This window comes from Arthrobacter sp. P1_H7, from assembly GCF_056405215.1.
In genome coordinates this window covers 184441-203169 of the sequence record NZ_JBFUCO010000002.1, presented here as the reverse complement: position 1 = coordinate 203169, position 18729 = coordinate 184441, and the positions used below count along the sequence as shown (strand labels likewise).

Here is an 18729-nt window from a genome sequence, read left to right as displayed (position 1 = left end):
AGCGGTCAGGAGCTGCCGCCGGGAGAGCCACCCTTGCGCAGGAGCTTCTTCAGGGAAGTGTCGAGGCAAGACCCGTCACCCCCTCAGCGTCGCTCGTTCCGAAGCCTGAGGCGGCCCCGTTTGCCGGGAGCTGTTGGGCATGCCCGTACCAGTCATCAAGAAGAAGAGGTAGTCGGGAGGACGACCAGCGATTCGACGGAGCCGGCCGCGGTGACGCCTCGACGGCGCTGAGTGCAGCGGCCAATCGGGCAGGCAACCCCGGTCCGACATCGACGATGTGGCTGATCCCTTCCGCCGTCTTGCGGACAAGGACAGGCGGGCCAGCCAAATCGAGGCAGATCACGGGCAAGCCCGCCGCGCAGGCCTCCGCCACAGCCCAAGGCGCGGAATCATGCAGGGCGGGGAAAAGCATGGCGTCGGCATCGGCCAGCGCTGCCAGGACAGCTTGTCTCGGGAGCTGGCCCCGGCAGGTCACCCGGTCGGCCAGGCCGCGCCGGGCAGCTTCCGCTTCAATCCAGCGCTGGTCAGGGCCGCTGCCAATGAATTCCAGCCTCCAGTTCGCCGCCGACGGATGGCTTAGCGCATGCACGGCGAGCCTGGTTCCCTTCCAAGACACCAGGCGGCCGACGAATATCGCCGTGGGGACGTGGGCGGGGGCGACGCTGCGGACGACGGCCGCCCCTGCAGGTTCCACCGTTGCGTTTGGTTCGACCGCGACGGAGGCCGCGCCGGCGAAACGCCGCCGGACGTCCTCATTCAGGCCCACGACAACCTGGGCGCGGCGGGCCATCCTTTCCGCGAAAATCCGCCGACTCGCCGCAGTTGCCACGCGCCGGCCGAGCTCGCCCAGCGCTCCCCTGAGTCCCAGCCAGCGCAGGAGCCTGGCTGGGACGTAGGAGGCACCCCCGACCGGGCCCCACACCAGCGGCACGGTCGACGGAAGTGCCATCAGACCACAGGGCATCCAGTCCGAAGCGAAGGTCACGTGGTGGGCCACATCGAACCGTGCCTCCTGATGCAGTTCGAGTGCTTTCTGCCCTGCCAGCCGTTGCCACAGGGGGTAGTACCAATAGACGTCCCGGTGGTGCTTCTTGAGACGCAGGGACCAGTCCGGCAGATCCAGGTACACCGGGTGGAGCCTCGGTTCCAGCCCGGGGTCCGCAGCGATGGCGTCCCTGATCAGCGGTTCAAAACGGCGCCTGGTGATCACCCAAACCTCGCTGTGCTGGGTGGCCGCCAAGGCAAATGCCCAGCCTGCACCGGGCTCCGAGCCCATCCCCGGGCCGCACGCGTACGCACTGATGAGTACGCGGCGCCGGCCGGGGACATCTCCGCCAGCGCCGCTGGCGTCTATGAACTGATGCACGGTTAGTTCCTATCTCAACGGGGAGTGGTCAGAGACAATTCTGACAACCGGGCCGTGACGGGAGCGTTGGTTGCTGAGCCCGACAGCTGCAACAGGACGCCGGTGTAGCCGGGCGCCTGAAGTTCGGCCGTGGTATCAGTGGCTTCCAGCTGCCACGCAACCGGTTCCGCGCCGCTGGCTGCCCACAGTTTGGCCTTGATTGCGGTGGTTCCCTGGCCTGTGACCTGGATGCGGACCCCGAGCTGCTGGCTGTTGGTGCCTGTCAGGCCTGCGATCACGGTTTCCGGCGCCAGGTAGGTCTCAACGCCAGCGGCAGTGGTCCTGACGATGGCGAGGGACATCCTGCCGGCCGAGGTGAATCGGACCTTGGCCCGGTACTCACCCTGGTTGGCAACCGAACGTCCCACAGCGGCCATGTAAACGCCACCGCCGGTGGCCGGCTTATCGAGTGAGACCTTGAACGAGAGGTCTGTGTCGGCCGCGAKGATATTTTTCAGGTAGGCGCCCGGTGCGTTCCCCGGCCCCTGCATGATCCAGTTGCCCACGCCGCCGGTAACGGAATACCGGCTGGCCGCACCGCTCACTGTCCATGCTCCCCCAAGATCAGCGGTGCCGAGCCCCTGTGCGACGACCCTGGCAAAGGTATCTGTGGCGAGTGCCGAGCCAGCCGGAGCGAGCTGGGGTGTGGCGTCCTGGGTGGCCTCCGCCGTGGCGCCCTTGTCATCAGTCACAGTGAGCTTCACGGAATAGTTTCCAGCCGTGGCGTACGCATGGGTCACCGTCTTGCCCGTGCCCGTCTGCCCGTCGCCGAAGTCCCACAGCCAGGAGCTTACAGTGCCATCCGGGTCGGACGACGCTGAGGCGTCGAAGGAGCAGCTGAGTGCATTGCACGTGGCGGTCATGGCGGCCACGGGCGCTTGGTTGGGAGCGGTGACGGAGACCGGTTGAGTGACCGTGGTGCTCGACCCGAGGTTGTCAGTCACGGTCAGCCGAACCTGAAAAGTTCCGGCCGTTGCGTACGTATGGGACGGCGTGGCGCCGACGTCGGTCTGTCCGTCGCCGAAATCCCATGCCAGTTCCGAGATGGTTCCGTCTGAATCTGCCGACGCCGAGCCGTCCAGATCACAGCTGAGCGCAGTGCAGGCGGAGGTAAAGGACGCAACCGGGGCTTTGTTGCCGCTGCCGAGGTTGTAGTGCCACTGGACGTCGGACGCGGTCAGCTGGACCGGGTAGATCGCAACTTCGTCGACGCTGCCCACCATGGCACGCGATGCTGGCTGATTCGGCCAGCCGTTGAGGTTGTCCGCGCCAACCCGCCAGTACCCGTCGTATCCCTGAGCAACTGTCGGAGTGTTGGTGCCTTGGCTGACGCCGTCCACGAACAGTTCAGAGCGGCCCGGGATCATGGTGGCGACGAGGTGATGCCATTTCCCGTCATTGAGTGCGGCCCCGCTGGTGACCGTGGTGGCGGAGCCGGTCCACACGCCGAAGACCACCTTGCCGTTGTTCTGCATGAAGATGTGGCGGTCGTAATTGCCGCTCTGGGCCGACTGGCTGTTACCGAAGCCGACAATCCGGCCGCCGGAAGTTGTGGTGGTCTTGATCCAGGATTCCACGGTAAAGGTCTGCGGACCGGTCTGGGACAGGCTGCTCGCCATGTTGCTGTTGCTGTTCGTCAGCTCAGCAGACGTGGTGCCGGCCAGGATTCCGGCCCCGCCCAGGTTCATGGCCTGGTAGGTACCGGCGTTGCTACCGGAGTAGTCCGCCGCCGCCGTACCGTTGGCCTCCTCAAATCGCCAGAGGCTACTGGCTCCGTCGCCCTTCACCGTGTCCTGATAGCTCGCGGACTGCGAGGCAACAGTGACATACGGGGTCCACGAGGACAGCACCGCTACTGTGCCGTCAGATGCCTCAACCCGGTACGCTGCCTGCGTTCCGGCGGTAAGGTTCTTGTCGATGAACGTCAGGGTCGGGATGTCCCAGAAGCGGGAGCGGATCACCTGGGTGAAGATCGGGGCGGTAGTGCCTGCACGGTACAACTTGTAGGTCAGGTTTTCGTCGTCCTTATCCGTCGTGGCCTTGAAGGTGACCTTGACCTGGTTTGGGCGCGTGCTTGAGGCAGTCGGAGTCAAAGGCTTGGTCGGCGCTGTCTCGGGATCCGCCTGGAACCGTGTTACACCCTGCTGGCCGGCTCCGTTGACGAGAGTGAAGTCGCCGCCCACCCAAAGCTGCTTGCCATCGGTAGCCATGGCCAGCGGACCGACCTTGGTGGTGCCGGCCGCGTTTGTCTGGGGGTACCAGCCGGCAAGTTTTCCGTCATCGGGGCGCTGAACCAGCAGCATGCGGTTTGGTCCCTGGGGGAAGGCTCCGTCACTGCTGCAGTCGTGGGCGTGGGAGCCCTTGTAGAGCCATCCGCCAACGAGGGCGATGGCTTCGGTGGCGCCGAGGCAGCTGTTCTTCCACTTCAAGGCGCCGCTGGTCAGGTCCGCGGCGAAGGTGCCGTCAAAGCACCCTCCGCCGTTGCCAGAGTTGGCGAAGTAGACGGTGTTCTGATCGGTGATGATGTCACGCACTGTTGATTGGCAGGCGGTGGTCTTGGGCGGAACCGCCGTCGCTGCGGGGAAGGGCAGCAAGGCGCCCTGCGCGCTGTCGACGAGGCCGACCGCCCAGGAGCTGATGCCGCCGATAGTTTCAAAGGCGCCGCCGACGTAGACTTTGCTCCCGTCGGGCGCGGGACGCACCACTTTCACGTCGGCGTTGGCGTCCGGGTTCCAGGGCAGAAGCGCTCCGTCGCTGGCCTGCACTGCAGCCAGCCGGTTCCGGGCGACGCCTGACACGACTCCGAACGATCCGCCGAAGTAGACATTATTTGCCTGGGCAGCGATGGTGGCCACGCGGAAGCTCACATTGGGCCTGAAGGTGGAAACCAGGGCCATGCTGGTGGTGTCAAAGGCCGCCAACCGTTGGCGGGACTGCCCCGCGATTTGGGTAAAGTCGCCGCCGACGTAAACCCTGCTTTGGTCCTCCGACGCGGCCAGCGACCAGACCCTGCCGTTGGGTTGGGGCGCGAAGGAAAGCAGGCTCCCGCTGGCGGCGTCCACGACGGCGAGGTAGGTCCGGGAGCTCTCCTGGGTTCCCGCGGCTGCCCCGGGCGGCCGCACCGAAGTGAACTCGCCGCCGATAAAGAGTTTGCCCTTGGCGTAGGCCAGGGCCCGGACCGAGTTATTGGTCTGCCATATAGATGAGCTGGTAGCTGACAGCGCCGTCTCCCGTGCGAAGGCAGGGGAAACAAGTCCTCCAAGCAGCAGCAGCAGAGCCGCCACCACTCCGGCAGGGCGCAATATGCCTCTCGTGTACATCTCGTACCTCTCTTAGATTGTCCCTGGCTGCGTGGAAGACCGGCGCAACCGATGGTGGGGGTGACCATGCCGGACCGGATTTTCGGCGGCACGATCCCGTTTGTCAGCCCTGTCCACTGCACTTATCAGGACTGAAACGAGAACCAGGAGCGTCATCGAAGAGAAGTCACAAAGACCGCTCTCGTTGACAGATGCGACCAAGACATAGGTCATCAGGAATCCGGCGAACGTCCTGGCGGCGTATCCGGGTGTTTTGAGGGCGTAGACCAATGCAGCCAGTACGGCAATGGCGACGAGGGCGGTCCCCAAAGCGCCGGCCTCCCAGAAGCTGTCCAGCCAGCTGTTGTCGATCGCCATGACGTTGATGTCGCCTTCTCCACGGCGAAGAAGAATCTTCTTGTTCCCGATACCGTGACCGAGCCAGAACACCTGTGGATCGTAGGGCTGGCTGAGAATGAATTCCCACACCGTTGTGCGACCGCTCAACTTCTGGATTTGCTGGCTGTCCTGGTCCCGGAGGGCCCATTCGATGATTCCGGGCAGGAACGGGAGTGCCAGGCAGAGTGACCCGCCAACCAGTCCCATCCCGCGTCGGCCGCCCGGCGAAGCCAGGGTTACGCCGAACGCCACCAACAGCCCCAGCAACAGGGCCAGTGCCGCTGTCCGCGTATGGCTGAAAACGATGAGGGCGGTGCCCACGGCGACGGCCGGGACCAGGACCAGCAGGCCAATTTTCCGCTGCGCCCACAGAAGCACCGTCAAACCCGCAAGGACAGCGCCTATTTCCCCGACACGCGGGGCCATCATGGGCAGGAAAGCCCCAATCAGGCGGGCTGACTGGAAGGGTCGGCCCTCCTGCCAGGCCAGCCCCGGCGCCAGGACTACACCGGCCAACACCGTCAATGCCAAGCCCGCATAGGCTGCCCCGGTCCCGTAGACCATCAGCCGGAAGCGCCCGCGCACGACGGACCAGAGCAAGACGGGTACGAACAGGCCCGTGACAAGCCGGGCGCCTCGGAACATGGATTGCAGCGCGTCGGGCTGCACGGCGGACGAAATCACCACATACGTTCCGTAGAGCAGGTACAGGGCCAGGGGCGGTGGAATGCGTAGCCCTGCCCGGGGCGGCAGCACCATCAAGAGCGCCACAATGCAAAGCATCAGCAGGGCGCCTTTGAGGGTGCTGCTGCTGTCGGCTCCGGCACCGGGGTCCGCTTTCGACCATGGCTGCACGGTGAGAAGCAACAGACCCCAGACCAGGAGGACCACGACGAAGGCTGTCCGGTCAGTGAGCCGACTGAATCCGGACCCAGCCTGGGGTGGCCGACCGTCCCGGGGCTGTCCAGTGAGGAGGCTCCCCCCGGCTCCCGGCAAGGTCCGGAGCATGGTCATGACTTGGTCCCCGCCGTCGTGCGCCCCGCCTCAACATTCGGCATCTCGGAGTGCGATGCGGGGCGGGTGCTCGTACCCTCAGCGCTGAACCTGTGCGGTTTTGGGCGTTCTGTCCGCCCGGTCCCCCTCTTGCTTGCCTTGTCTTTCGCCTGGTCCACCATCAGGACCGCGACCACCGGGAAGTTGGCCGCGTTTAGCTCGCTAACGGCCTGTTCGAGATCCTGGACCCGGTCCTTCCGTGCATGCACCACCAGTACTGTGGGGCCGGAGAAGCCAGCGGGCAGGCTGTCCTGGTTGCCGCCGGTGCCGAAATGAGGTCCGGTTGCCAGCAGCAAAATATCGTAAGTTCCGGTCGGAGTCGGCGTGGTGCCGAAGACGGCTGAAGCTTCACAGCCGATCTCACTGTTGACAGTGGCGAGCTCGTGACCGGTCAAAGCGCTCAGCGGATTGGATCCACGGCCCGTGGCGAGCTGGTGCGCGATATCGGCCCCGGTCTCCCTGCGGAGCGCAACGACGGCCACGGACCCCAGACTCGCATGCCCGCCGGCGGCCAGCCCCAGCAGGCCGGCAGCGCCGTGCTTGTCAGGGGTGAGCGGCCTGACTGCTATCTGCGCGGAGGAAATTCCGAGTTTGACGCTCGATTGCTCCACGGAGCGGAGGAGCATCTGAACGGAGTCGTGGCCGTCCCGCTGTCCGCCCAGTTCGAAAATCTCGGTAAGCCCGCTGGCCCGCATGATGTCGCGCCGGTCCATGATCCGATCGCTGACCTGTCGACGGATAACGGCAAAGGCCAAGCCGCCCATCAGGCCGACCGCAAGGCCGAGCAGGATAAACATGAGCATCGACGGCGATTCATCGACCTCAGCCGAAGTCGCGGGCCGCACCACGGAACCGCCGCCGTTGAAGTTCTTCACAGCATTGTCCAGCGCCGCCGCGGTGGACTCTGCGCTGCTCGCTGCGTGTTCCAGTTCTTCCCGCTTGGCCACAATGCTCGCCGCATATCCGGGATTGGATGCCTGGGCGCTGGCGAGCGGACCGGCGAGCGAGGCCGCCGACGCAAGGCTGTCTTTGGCAGCTGCGTGTGCCCGCTCCGCCAGGACGTTCATGTCAGCACGGCCAATGTCGGCCCGGTACTGCAGGAAAGCGGCGGCGACTGCATTCACGTTCGCCGACGCTTCCTCCGGGGTTGGACCGGCGGCTGAGATGGCGAAGGAATTGTCCGTCGTCGCCGTTGCTTTGACACTGCCCCGGAGAGCCGACGCTCCCCTGTCATCAAGGCGCAGGGCTTGGGCTGCCACGTCCACGACGGTCGGGCTCGCGATGATGCGCGCCTGGGTTTCGGCGGGGAGCTCGAGGCCAAGGGCGCCCGCCTTGGCGATTGCCGGTTGAGAGGCAACCTCCACCGGAAGCGAGTAGTTCCCGGTGACGAGCTCGGCCCGGGCGGTGTAGGTGACTGGGTTGCGCAGCGCCAATCCTGCACCGACAAGCCCACCTGCAAGCATGAGTGCAACGATTATGGGCCAGTGCATCCTGATCACTTGTTTGGTTCCATGCCAAACAGACCACGATTCATTCATCAGGGACACCCACCTCTCCGGGTTGAGACCGTTCCACCGGGTGGCGGACGAAATCAGACTTGTCAGCCTTGAATGGATACTGCTTGATGACATTCCTGAACTGCAGGTACCAGAGGATTGCGTTGAGGGCGGCGGCCAGGACAAGCCCCCACGCTGCTCCCTGCACTCCGGCGGTGGCTGCCCCCGCGACCGATAAAATGACAACCAGAGACGACGTCGCCATCCGGGTCCACATGCTTCGCCTTGCGGCCCCCGCGCTGCGGAGGCCAACTACGGGGCCGGTGTTTGCCCCGTTGAATACCTGCACCACGAACATGGGAACGACAAGCGCCGACGCCGCTTGCCAGCCCTGACCCACCAGTGCTGTCCCCCAGGAACCAGGCAGCAGCGTGACGGTGAGTCCCCACAACAGCGCACCGGCTGCCACGGCCAGGGAAAATCCGGCAGTGACTCGCATCAAGCGGGAGTGTCCACCAGCGATCGCCCTCGCAGCCTCCGGCACCGCCACCACCCCGATTCCCTGGACCAGGACATTGACGGGTCCCAGCAGCACCAGGACCAGCTTCATTTCGCCTACGGCCGCGAGGCCGGCAAAGACGCCAATTGCCATGAACATGATCTGCTGGGAACCATTGATGGCTGCCCCCTCGAGGAGGTAGCGGGGCCACAGGCCGCGCTGGGAGCGGAGCCAGGACCCGGCCGTTCGGACACCCGGCACGACGCGGCACCGGTAACATCCCGCAATCGCGGCCACATTCGCCGCGGCGCCCCAAGCCAGGATCAAGGTCGCCGCGTTGACGCTTCCGGACAGAAAGACGATGCCAAAGGCCGGCACCATCAGCACTGCCCAGAGCAAATCGTTGTTAAAGGCTGACCTTCCCTGCCCGGCAGCGAAGAGAATCTGGCGCATGCTGTCTTGGACCAGCAACCCTGGGAGCACGACCCCCAAGCAAAGGACGAGGAATCGATACTCCGCTGGCAGCATCTGACTGAGCGCCGCAGCCAGAGCCAGGAAGGCAACACCGGTAAGGAGCGCTACACCGGCGACGCCGACCCGGGCCCGGTGAAGCTGCTCCGGCTCGGAAATGACGAACCTGACGGCGAAGGGTTCCGTTGCGAGGGCCCGGGAGATCCCCAGGATGAAGCAGTAAGCCGCGAAAGCCAGTGCATAGGCGCCGAAATCCGGAACGCTGACGGATCTGGCCACGAGGATTCCAACGGCGAAGTTGGTCAAGCTGCTCAGCGCCTGGTCTCCAAGCCCCCAGCCAACCCGTTTCACCGCTCCGGCGTGCCACGATCCGGCGCGACGCCCACCCGCCGCGCCGGCCGCAGCGTGGGCTCCGGTCATGACTTTCATGCAGATTCCACGAGCTTGGGAGCGCGGCGGCACAGCGCCAGCGCGAAGACGGGGATGTTCCGGGTGTATCGCTTCCACAACCGGCGGGGCTCCTGGGAGAACCGGTAAGCCCATTCGAGGCCATTGCGCTGCATCCAGCGAGGAGCCCGGCTGACCCGCCCCGCGTGCATGTCGAAGGCCCCGCCGACGCCGACCAACAGCGACGCGGTGAGCCGGCCACGGTAGTAGTCCATCCAGGTTTCCTGCTTGGGTGCGCCCAGACCCACCCATACGATCTGGGCGCCCGAGTCGTTTATCTCCTGGACCAGCGCCGTTTCCTCCTCCGCAGTAAGCTCACGGAAGGGCGGCGATTGGCATCCGGCAACTTCAAGGCCGGGGATGGTGCGTCGGAAGTTCTCGATCATCTCCTCGGCGACGTGCGGCGCGCCGCCCAGGAAGTACGATGACCATCCGTGCTCGGCCGCCGCGTTGAGGAGCGCCGGCATCAGATCAGGCCCGCACACCCGGCCCATCCAGTCTGCACCTGCACTTTTACCGGCCCACACCAGGGGCACACCGTCCGGAACGGTCATGGTCGACGTGTTGAAGATCCTGCGGAGTGCCGGGTCGCGGCGGGCATGGAGCAACGCGTTGACGTCCGTGACGCAGACGTAACCCCGGTGGCCGCCGCTGATGTGGCGGACCAGGCGGTCAAGGGCCTGCGACATATTGACCGCGCTTATCCGGATGCCCAGGATGTCCACCCTGGGGTCGGGTGATGGGAGACCGAAGCCGCCACCAAACCCGGAACGTGCAGTTGAGACCATTTGAATTTCCCCCCTCGGAAAATTTCTAAGTGAGCAGCTAGGCAAAATTCGCTGATGCGCTGCCTTGTTCAAACTCCAGAATCTGCCCCAGCGCACGGCGCAAAACCGTGCTGGAGGTGTGCATCGTGTACGGGAAGTAGACGACTTCCACGCCCACGCTCGACAGCTGCTGTTCGAGCGCGATCCCCTTCTCCGTACCTCGCCAGTCGTCCCCCTTGAAGAAGACGTCGAAGTGGTTGTCCCGCCAGGTGTCGAGGCGGCTCGGATGAACTTCGGCCACCGCTTCGTCCACGTACCGGATGTTCCTGACGATTTCGAGTCGTTCGGCCAGCGGAACAACGGGAGCCCGGCCTTTGGTTGCCCGGAGCAGCTCATCGGAAACCACTCCCGCGATGAGGTAGTCGCAGCGCTGGCGGGCCTGGGCGAGAAGGTTGAGATGTCCGACGTGGAATAGGTCGAAAGCTCCGGCTGCGTAGCCAATGCGAGGCTTCATGTGGATGTCCTTACTTCCAGTGGCTGTCTAAGGGGAGTTTGTGCCAGTGCTGGCGTTCAATAGGCGCCGACGGGTTTGATCATCTGTAGTGCGGTGCGCCAGATGATGATCAGATCGCCGGCGAGTGACCAGTTCTCCACGTAGTACAGGTCAAGGCGGACGCTGTCCCGCCAGTTCAATTCCGATCGGCCGTTCGTCTGCCACATGCCCGTGAGTCCAGGCTTGATGTAGAGGCGGCGGTGCACCCGGTTCTTATAGCCGTCGACCTCGCGCTGAAGCGGTGGTCGGGGACCGACCAGGCTCATGTCGCCCCTGAGGATGTTCCAAAATTGCGGGAGCTCGTCTAGGGAGTACTTGCGCATCCAGCGGCCGACCTCAGTGACCCGGGGGTCGTGCTGCATCTTGAAGAGCATTCCGGCGCCCTCGTTCTGATCCAACAGCCCGGACAGGTCGTCCTCGGCGGATTCCACCATGGAGCGGAACTTGATCATCAGGAACTTCTTGCCGTCCTTGCCCACCCGCTCCTGGCGGAACAACACCTTGCCGTGGCTATCGCGCTTGATCAGGATGGCGAGCAGCAGGAAGACCGGAAGCAGGAAAAGCAGGGCCGAGGCAGAAGCAACGATGTCGAAGAGGCGTTTGAGAGTGTGCCGAGCCCCCGTGTACTGCGGAAGTTCGACGTGCATGAGCGGCAAGCCCTCGACCGGGCGGGCATGGATCCGTGGGCCCGCCACGTTCGTCAGTCCGGTGGTGAGGATCAGTTCAGTGGCCGATTCCTCCAGCTGCCAGCCAAGTTCTTGGATGTACTTACCGCCGCCCTTGCCCGGGCCGGCCACGATCACCGCATCGGCTCCGAATTCACGGACGGCCTCGACGATGGAGCTGGCCTCGGGCACGACCGGAACCGCCCGCCGGCCGAAGCTCAGCCATTTCATCCCGGAATTTCCCGTCAGGCATACTCCCACAACGTGATAGGCGGCTCCGGATTTCTTTTCAATCTGGTTGACGACATAGCTCACGTCTTTGGGCTTCCCGAGCACCAGGACCTGCGAAAGGAAATGCCCCTTGGTGCGCTGTCGGGTAAGCCAGCGGCGGAGCACCCACCGGGAGCCTATGAGACCAGCCACGCCGAGAGGGAAGGCCAACGCAAAGTAGCTGCGTGCGATGTCGACCTGGAACAGGAGGCAAAGGATGGCGAGGACGCCCAAGAGAGCTACCGTAGCACTGACCACGCGCTTGTACTCGTCAACACCGATCCCCACGATTCGGGGGTCACGGGTTCGGTACGCACCCAAGGCAAACATCCAGGCCGCCGCAATAAGGACCGAGATTTGCAGGTAGCCGACGTCGAGCCATCCGACTGCGACCCGAGCCTCGTCGAGCCCGAACCGGGCCACCTGGGCGATGAGGGCGACGGCGAGGATGACGCAGACATCGCTGGCGACCAGGATCCGGCGGTACTTGTTGCTCCAGCGAGTGCCTTCCCCCATGGCCCGGGCCCGGTAATGCAACCGTTGAGGGGTGACAACCCGCGGGATTTCGAGGCCAGACCTGGTCAGGGCACGGACGGCATCCGATTCGCGGACGGCAGTCACAGCCGGACTCCGGCGCGGGATGCAAAGCCGTGAAGGGCGGACGGCAGGGCGGAAGGCAGATGAGAGCGCATTTTGAGACCCAATTCGTAGCCAAGCGGTTACTGGTTGATTGCTATCGCAAACCTATGAGGCGCATGCCGGAGGCACACGAGTAGGTTCCACCTAAATTCCCGGCCTCGTCTTTGCGCCTGACACGGCGGACTACCCGCTGGAGCTGTAGCCTACGAGTAGTCGCTACGTGCCGCTTCCGCCGGAGTACCCGGAGAACCCGGGTGAATTCGAAACCCGTCCGACACCAGGTCCTCCGCGACGGAGGCCCTGTGTTCCTCCGGAGATCGAGGCGACGCCGGCCGCCGTCGGGCATGGGCAATTCCCCGTGGACCCAGCGAAAGCGTCGCGGAGGAAGATTGCGGGTATCGGGGGTGAGACGCCCGGAGAGCTGGGGCGCGCCACACGGTGCAGCAGTTGACTGGGAGGATCAGTGCCCGGTCGGAGTCCGAGGGCGAAGTGAGACGGGTTCACGCCCTGAGTGATCACTTGAACCGACCCTCGGCGTCGCTCACGCCGGGTCCGCGCCTCAGAGGGGCGCGGACCCGGGAGCATCCCCGTTAAGGGAGCCGGCGGCGGCTGGGGGGAGAGCCTCGGTCTCAGAAGGCTCTGACGCCGCCGGCTCCGACCTTGGCGCACGGCTGCCGGCTAGGGCACCGTACGATTCCAACGAAGGAGTTTGGGGTAGGGAGGTTACGGCCCGACCACCTCTAATGGTGGCAGTGGCTGCTTCAGCAGGCAAGAGGCTCCTGGGGACCAAACTTTCCTGCAAATCATGCCAGCCGTCGTTGGCCTCCCTGAATTTTCCTCATTATGAGACCTCGTACTTTGAGACCTTGTAATTTGAGACGCTATACATTCAGTCAAACTCTGTACGTTATTCTTGGGACTGACTTAAGTGAATCGCCCGGATCGGATTTGCACACGAGTAGCGTTTACCCGACTTCTGTCAGCCCAAGTGCCATGACACTACTTGGGGATACTCCCCCCGGTCCCCCGGTCCACCCGTGCTGTATGCAGCGGCCGTCGCTGCCGCCGCCCAGGCTTGCGGGGTTCAGGGTCCGGAGCTCAGGGTCCGGAGTTCAGAGAGCCGAGGTCCAGGAGGTCCGCCCGCCGGCCGACGCCGAGCTTGGCGAAGATCCGGGACAAGTGCCCCTCCACGGTCCGTAGGGACACACAGAGCGCGGTGGCGATCTCGGCGTTCGTGGACCCGCCCGACACCAGTTCCAGGACTTCGGTCTCACGGGCAGTCAACGGGGCGCCGTGATCGCTGCGGACGACCTCTAATTGCGCGGACATTCCGGCCTCCACGAGGCGGTGATGGACCCGACGCTGGACCGCGGTAAGCCTCCACCGCTCCGGGTCGTCTGCCAGGATACGCTCCGCCTGCTGGGCGGCTTCAAGGGCAAGGAGCCCGTGCCCTGCATTGAGCGCGTCGTCGCTGATGCCAATGAGGTCGGACGCATCGGACGCCGACACCGCTCGCGCGTAGGACTCCACCAGCCGGGCCTCCGGGCCGTCGACCGCTCCGCTGCTGAGGGCGAGGGCCTCGGCGCCCGAGGTGTCACCGCCGCGGAGCGCGAGCCGCCTGATATCGGTTTCAACGCCCCGCAGGCTCTCGTGCAGGGCCTCGTCCGCCAGCCGCGCCAACGCCCCGGCACCGCTCCCTCCAGGCCCCTCTCCGGGTTCAGCCGCCCGGCAGTACGCCTCTGCCAGCAGGTGAAGGGTTTTCGGCTCCCGGTACACCGAAAGCCGGTAGGCCAGCACATGCTGGCGGGCCTCATGGTGGCGACCGACGGCGCCTGCGGCATAGGCCGCGACGGCGCGCGTAAACGGCAACAGGCCCAACGGGTCGGCGATAGTCAGTTCCTCCACACTCAGCCGCACTTCGGCCAGGCTTTCACGCATCCTGCCCTGCCGCAACCGCGAATATCCCCGCATGAGGTGCAGCATGCCGCCGCTGTACAGCAGCCGTCCAGGCTCACGGGCCGCGTAATCGTCCAGGACATTTCCGAGCCGGTCCCAGTCGCCGGCCGAGATTAGATTCAAGCAGTGGCGCACCACGAGGTCCTCGTAGACCAGGGGGAGCTCCAGGCTCGCGTTTCGGGCCCCGCCCCATGCCTCGCCGTCCAAACGCAGCCCTGCCCGGAGTTGGCCTTGGGCGGTCAAAAGTTCGGCGAGGAGGGAAACTGCCGGTACCCGGATTTCGGGATAGGCGCCGGCCGCGTCGATGATTTCGCGCAGCACGGTTCCAACTGCCGTGAACCTGCCATCCCACGGGCGACTCAAAAGCTCTGTGGCCAGTCCCCCGGCGGTTGTCCCGTCCGACGGCCGTCCTGCCGGAGCGTGTCCGGGACCGCCGGTGCAAGCTGCGATTTCCGCAGACAGCGAATCCCGTGCCCGCGATTCCAAGAGCCCTGGTTGCATGGGCAACACCAAGCCTGGGCGTTGCGTGCCGGCATCGGCATGCTGTTGCCGGGCCGGCGTGTCAGACCCGAGCCGGGCTGCGAGCAGGGCAGCAAGGTAGGACGGCCGTCCGGAGGGCACCGGCCGCGCTGCCTCGAGACACGCGACAGCGGCCTCGGTGTGCCCGGCGATGAAGTGCGAATAGGCCAGCTGGATCCGGGCCTCGGGGAGGAACCGGGCGTCCCGGATGGCGCCAGCCGCCCGGGCCGCGGTTGCAGGGTCCAAGTCCGTGTTCGCGGCGACGGCGGCCTGCAGGAGCTGGAGCGGAGGGATCTCTACGCCGCAGTCCATGGACCAGCGCAGCCGGTTGAGGGCCGCTCCCGGCGCCGCGGCCCGCGTCGACGGAAGCGACAACACGCTCGAACGCAGGGCCGAACTGCGGCCGGCCGGGACCCGGTGGCGGATGATCTCGGCAAGGATCGGGCTGGCGGGCCGTACCAACCGGTCATGCCCCTTGGAGACAGCGATGATCCCCGCCGTGTCCAGGGCGTCGACGGCCTTGGGACCGCTGATCCGCAGAATCTGGGCCAGGGATAGGGGTCCTGCCAGGGCAACGATCGTCGCTGCGGTCTTTTCCTCCGGTGTCATGGAGCGCAACTGCCGGTCCACAACGTCGGCGGCCGGCACTTGGGCCATGTCGGGGTTGGCCAGTAGGAACCACACGCCGTGCCGGAGGCCCAAAGCGCCGCTGGCACGGGCATGCTGGATCAGGGACATCAGCATGAGCGGATTGCCGTCGGCCGCCTTATGGAACAACGCACTGACCCACGGAGATACGTCGGCCCGCAGGACCTGCTCGCACAATTGGTGTGTTCCGGTCCGGCTCAGCGGGTAAAGGTCGAACTTGGCGATAATCCCGTCGTCCCAGAGCGCGAGGAACTCTTCCGGAATCATCGGCCCGGGACGGCAGGCCACGAGGATTCCCGCGGCGCCAGTCGCCGCCGCCTGCGCCAACTGCCGGACGGTCCCATGGTCGAGGCAATGCGCGTCGTCGACCACAAACAGAGGGCGGTCCGCCTCGGATTTCAGGCTGCCCGCCATCGCTTCTACGACGGCGGCGTTGGAGTCGAGTTCCCGGTCAGGAAGCCGGGACAAGTACGGCGCCAGGGCACCGAAAGGAACGCTGGCCAGGGCCGGGGTGGCGGTCAGCCGAATCAGGCGGCGGTGGGGCTCGAGTTCGCGGATGGCAGCTTTGACGACGGCGGTCTTGCCCGCGCCTGCGCCGCCGATGATGAGCGCACCTGATCGGGTGTCGTCACGCAGGCAACGCACCAGGTCCTTGACCAGCGCCGAGCGCTCGATCAGCGCTGAGGTCTCAGCCAGGCTTTCCATCGCCGGTTCTTCCTGCCAGCTTCTGCCCGTCTTGAATAGCCGCCCGGGATGCCGCCTGCAGCCTGCCGGCGTCAGCCGAGCCGGGCGCTGTCTGCCGGAGTCGAGATGACATCTTTGAGTTCCGATCGGCTGGCGACGTGCAGCTTCGAATACACCTGATAGAGGTGTCCCTCCACAGTGCGGACCGATACGTGCATCTGTTCCGCGATCTTGCGGTTGGACGTACCGGCAGCGGCCCGGACCGCCACTTCACATTCCCTCGCCGTCAGGGTTGAGGTTGTGAGGGAACGCAGACCGTTCTTCGGACTGCCGAACTTGTCATCGAGGGACTGCTGCGCCCGCTGGGCGATCCGCAGGGCGATCCGGTTGCCGGCGTCGTTCGCGCAGCCGACGGCTTTCCGCACCGCATCCCTGGCGAACACGGTGTTGCCGCATGCCTCGGCGTCCTTGGATGCCCCCAGTAATTGTTCGCTGTCAGCCTCCCGCATGCCTTCGGCCAGCCGCGAGCACAGGGCCGCGAATTGTCCGGTCACCTTCCCGCTCAGGCTGCCGAGCTTCTGGCCCGCCTGGCGGTCCCCCAGCCGGGCGGCGGCGGACTGGAACAGGAGCGCGGGAGCCAGTGCGGAGGTTTCGGCGTCGTTGCCCGCTTCGGCCGAGAGTGCACGGATGGACATTGCCCTCTGACCGAGCTCGGCCTGGGCCGACAGTTCGAAATAGCGTGTGAGCCGTTCTACCAGCCAGGCCGCGGGCCGCCGCACCTGGGCAAGATCGCCAAGTAGCAGGCCGGCCGCTTCCTCATCGCCCTGGAGTGCGGCGGCGTAGGCACACACGGCCGCAGCCAGGCCACCCAAAGCGTCGGGGTCCTGCGCCCGAAGCTGCCAGCGGCCTGCCTGAAGCCGGGACAAGGCGTCGTCGAGGTGTCCGGCATGCAGGTCCATGACGCCGTGCCCAATCTCAAACATCCCTCCCAGCCTGGTCTGAGGCTCTCCGCCGCTGTACATCTCCTCGAGATAGACGGACGTTTCCTTGAACTTGCCCGAGAGCAACAGGAGGAGCAGGAACCTGCCCCTGATCTCACGAAGGGCATGGTCCGTGAGCCGCACGCTGGCTGTGGCCGCCAGGATCTGCTGGCCCAGGGCCAGCGCCCACACCACGTTGCCGGTGACGGCCAGGGCCTCGCTGCGCACACTGGCGGTCAAAATCCTTGGTTCGCTGCCCAGGTCCCCCGCGTCCACACCGTCTGTTATGGCCAGGACTTCGGCGTAGCGTCCACGGAAGGCGGCAAGCCCAGCCTCGGCCAGCCGCAGCCGCTCCCGGGCTGCAACTACACCTGAACTCTGCGCCGCGGGCTCGGCAGCCAGCCGCTCCGCGAACTCCTGTATCCGCGCTTCGGGATCGGCGCCCGGCGCGGTGCTGCGTTTGTCCAGTTCCACTCGCAGGAGCTGCAAGGCGGTCCACTCGGCCAAGGGAAGCTTCGCGCAGGCGTCGTCATCCAGTGCCTCCAACACCCGGCGCGCGGACTCCTCGTTGTTCACCGAGATGTGGGCATTTGCTGTTTCGATGGCGATCAGGGCGGCAGGTTCGCTGCCTTCGACCTCCTGGACAAATCGCAAGGCGGCGGCGTGGTCGGATGCACCGTTCGCGGCGTGGGCGGCCGCCAGGGCCACCCCGGTGCTCACCTCTTCCCCGCAGTCCAGAGCCCAGGCGACACCGGCCGAGCCACCGGTGTCGGGCGTGTCCGACTCCTGGAGCACGGCCGTGAGCCGGCGGCGGAGTTCGGCGCTGCGCCCGGGCGGGACCACGTTAGCGACAATGCCGGCGGTGACCGGGTTGGCGACGCTGACCGTCGGCGGATGGTCATGGGTGACCCGGATCAGGGCCCGTTCCTGGAGCGCGTCCATATCCTGCGGGTTGGCGATGAGCATGAGAGTCTGCAGCGGGACCGCCCCGGCGAGTGCCAGCAGTTCAAAGACGTCGCGCTGGCCGTTGCCGAGCCGGTTGAGGCGTGCCTTCACGACGTCCCGGATCTCTCCGGTCAAGGCGATGGGGCCGTTGCCCAGGAACCATACGCCGTCCTGGCGGACGACTGTGCCCAGCTTGATCTGCTCCCGGGCCAGGGAATGGAGGAACAAGGGGTTGCCACCGCTCGCGCTCCAGAGCGCCCGGGCGGCGGTGAGGGAGAACCGGCCGCCGTATTCGTGGTGCAACGTTGCTGCCGTCTCTTCGAAGTCGAACGGTCCGAGGTCCACCCGTCGGAGCAGGTCATCCTTCCACAGGCCCATGATGTCGCCGCCGATGTGGGGCATGTCCACGCACGCCGCCAGCAACGTGACATGGGACCCGGCGCTCAACTGGGCCACCATCATGCTGGAGAGCTCGTCGAGGTCGTGGGCGTTGTCCACGAAGAGGACGATTTGCCGGCCCTCGGATTTGGTGTGGAGCAGCTGGGTCAGTCCACGCAGCACCATCAGCGGGTGCTCGAGGTGGGAGGCGTCGAGGTCGTTGAGCAGGACGCTCAGGGCACCGTAGGGAAGCTTGGAGGATATGGAGCTGCCCCTGACCTGGACTACCAGGTACTCGTCGCCGAGTTGCTCAAGGGCGCGCTGGGCGATAAAGGACTTGCCGGCCCCGTGGTCGCCCACGAGTACTATGCCGCAGCCAGAACCCGACGTCAGGGTCCCGACAATGTCGGCAACGACTTCCTGGCGCGTGAAGGGTCTGTCTTTACTGCGGCCGTAACCGCTTCTTTGCGCCGGAAAAACTACTTCTGTCTGGCCGCTGCCCGCTGGCAAGCCGGCGTCTTGCTGGAACATATGAGAGACCTTCGCAATCAAAGTGTGAGCGGTGATACCTCAACGGTAGGGACTACGCGTATTTTCCGGATGCGTAAGTAGTACTCGATTACGCAGCGAGTATTCGGCCCGCTCTACGTAGCTGT

10 protein-coding genes are annotated in these 18729 nt (G+C 65.5%); all 10 read right to left on the bottom strand.

The window, feature by feature from the left end; genetic code table 11:
* Positions 1 to 49 precede the first annotated feature (49 nt).
* Positions 50 to 1366, bottom strand: a complete 1317-nt coding sequence (locus AC1DXI_RS01630) for a glycosyltransferase (protein ID WP_476937171.1) — start codon at positions 1364 to 1366, stop codon at positions 50 to 52.
* Between the two features lie 14 nt (positions 1367 to 1380).
* Positions 1381 to 4707, bottom strand: coding sequence for a PKD domain-containing protein (locus AC1DXI_RS01625; protein WP_476937170.1), 3327 nt, complete (start codon positions 4705 to 4707; stop codon positions 1381 to 1383).
* A gap of 30 nt (positions 4708 to 4737) precedes the next feature.
* The gene (locus AC1DXI_RS01620) at positions 4738 to 5994 is read right to left on the bottom strand and encodes a hypothetical protein (RefSeq protein ID WP_476937169.1); all 1257 of its coding nucleotides are present in this window, start codon (positions 5992 to 5994) and stop codon (positions 4738 to 4740) included.
* A gap of 119 nt (positions 5995 to 6113) precedes the next feature.
* Positions 6114 to 7619, bottom strand: a complete 1506-nt coding sequence (locus tag AC1DXI_RS01615; RefSeq protein ID WP_476937168.1) for a hypothetical protein — start codon at positions 7617 to 7619, stop codon at positions 6114 to 6116.
* 67 nt (positions 7620 to 7686) lie between these two features.
* Positions 7687 to 9051, bottom strand: a complete 1365-nt coding sequence (locus AC1DXI_RS01610) for a hypothetical protein (RefSeq protein WP_476937167.1) — start codon at positions 9049 to 9051, stop codon at positions 7687 to 7689.
* Complete coding sequence (locus AC1DXI_RS01605) at positions 9048 to 9857, bottom strand: WecB/TagA/CpsF family glycosyltransferase (protein WP_476937166.1); 810 nt, start codon at positions 9855 to 9857, stop codon at positions 9048 to 9050. Before AC1DXI_RS01605 ends, AC1DXI_RS01610 begins: the two co-directional genes overlap by 4 nt.
* A gap of 37 nt (positions 9858 to 9894) precedes the next feature.
* Positions 9895 to 10350: an FAD synthase family protein gene (locus tag AC1DXI_RS01600; protein ID WP_476937165.1), complete on the bottom strand. Its 456-nt coding sequence runs from the start codon at positions 10348 to 10350 to the stop codon at positions 9895 to 9897.
* Between the two features lie 56 nt (positions 10351 to 10406).
* On the bottom strand, positions 10407 to 11945 hold the full coding sequence (locus AC1DXI_RS01595) for a sugar transferase (protein ID WP_476937164.1): 1539 nt from the start codon (positions 11943 to 11945) through the stop codon (positions 10407 to 10409).
* A gap of 1116 nt (positions 11946 to 13061) precedes the next feature.
* A complete protein-coding gene (locus AC1DXI_RS01590; protein WP_476937163.1) occupies positions 13062 to 15791 on the bottom strand; it encodes a helix-turn-helix transcriptional regulator in 2730 nt (909 codons plus the stop codon).
* A 71-nt stretch (positions 15792 to 15862) separates the two neighbouring features.
* Entirely contained in the window at positions 15863 to 18604 is a 2742-nt protein-coding gene (locus AC1DXI_RS01585; protein ID WP_476937162.1) for a LuxR C-terminal-related transcriptional regulator, read from the bottom strand.
* Positions 18605 to 18729 lie beyond the last annotated feature (125 nt).

What these genes read in the sequence shown, in the direction of transcription:
- AC1DXI_RS01600 (WP_476937165.1), bottom strand. Translation starts at nt 10,350, where the DNA reads ATGAAGCCTCGCATTGGCTACGCAGCCGGAGCTTTCGACCTATTCCAC.
- AC1DXI_RS01610 (WP_476937167.1), bottom strand. Translation starts at nt 9,051, where the DNA reads ATGAAAGTCATGACCGGAGCCCACGCTGCGGCCGGCGCGGCGGGTGGG.
- AC1DXI_RS01605 (WP_476937166.1), bottom strand. Translation starts at nt 9,857, where the DNA reads ATGGTCTCAACTGCACGTTCCGGGTTTGGTGGCGGCTTCGGTCTCCCA.
- AC1DXI_RS01615 (WP_476937168.1), bottom strand. Translation starts at nt 7,619, where the DNA reads ATGCTTGCAGGTGGGCTTGTCGGTGCAGGATTGGCGCTGCGCAACCCA.
- AC1DXI_RS01585 (WP_476937162.1), bottom strand. Translation starts at nt 18,604, where the DNA reads ATGTTCCAGCAAGACGCCGGCTTGCCAGCGGGCAGCGGCCAGACAGAA.
- AC1DXI_RS01590 (WP_476937163.1), bottom strand. Translation starts at nt 15,791, where the DNA reads ATGGAAAGCCTGGCTGAGACCTCAGCGCTGATCGAGCGCTCGGCGCTG.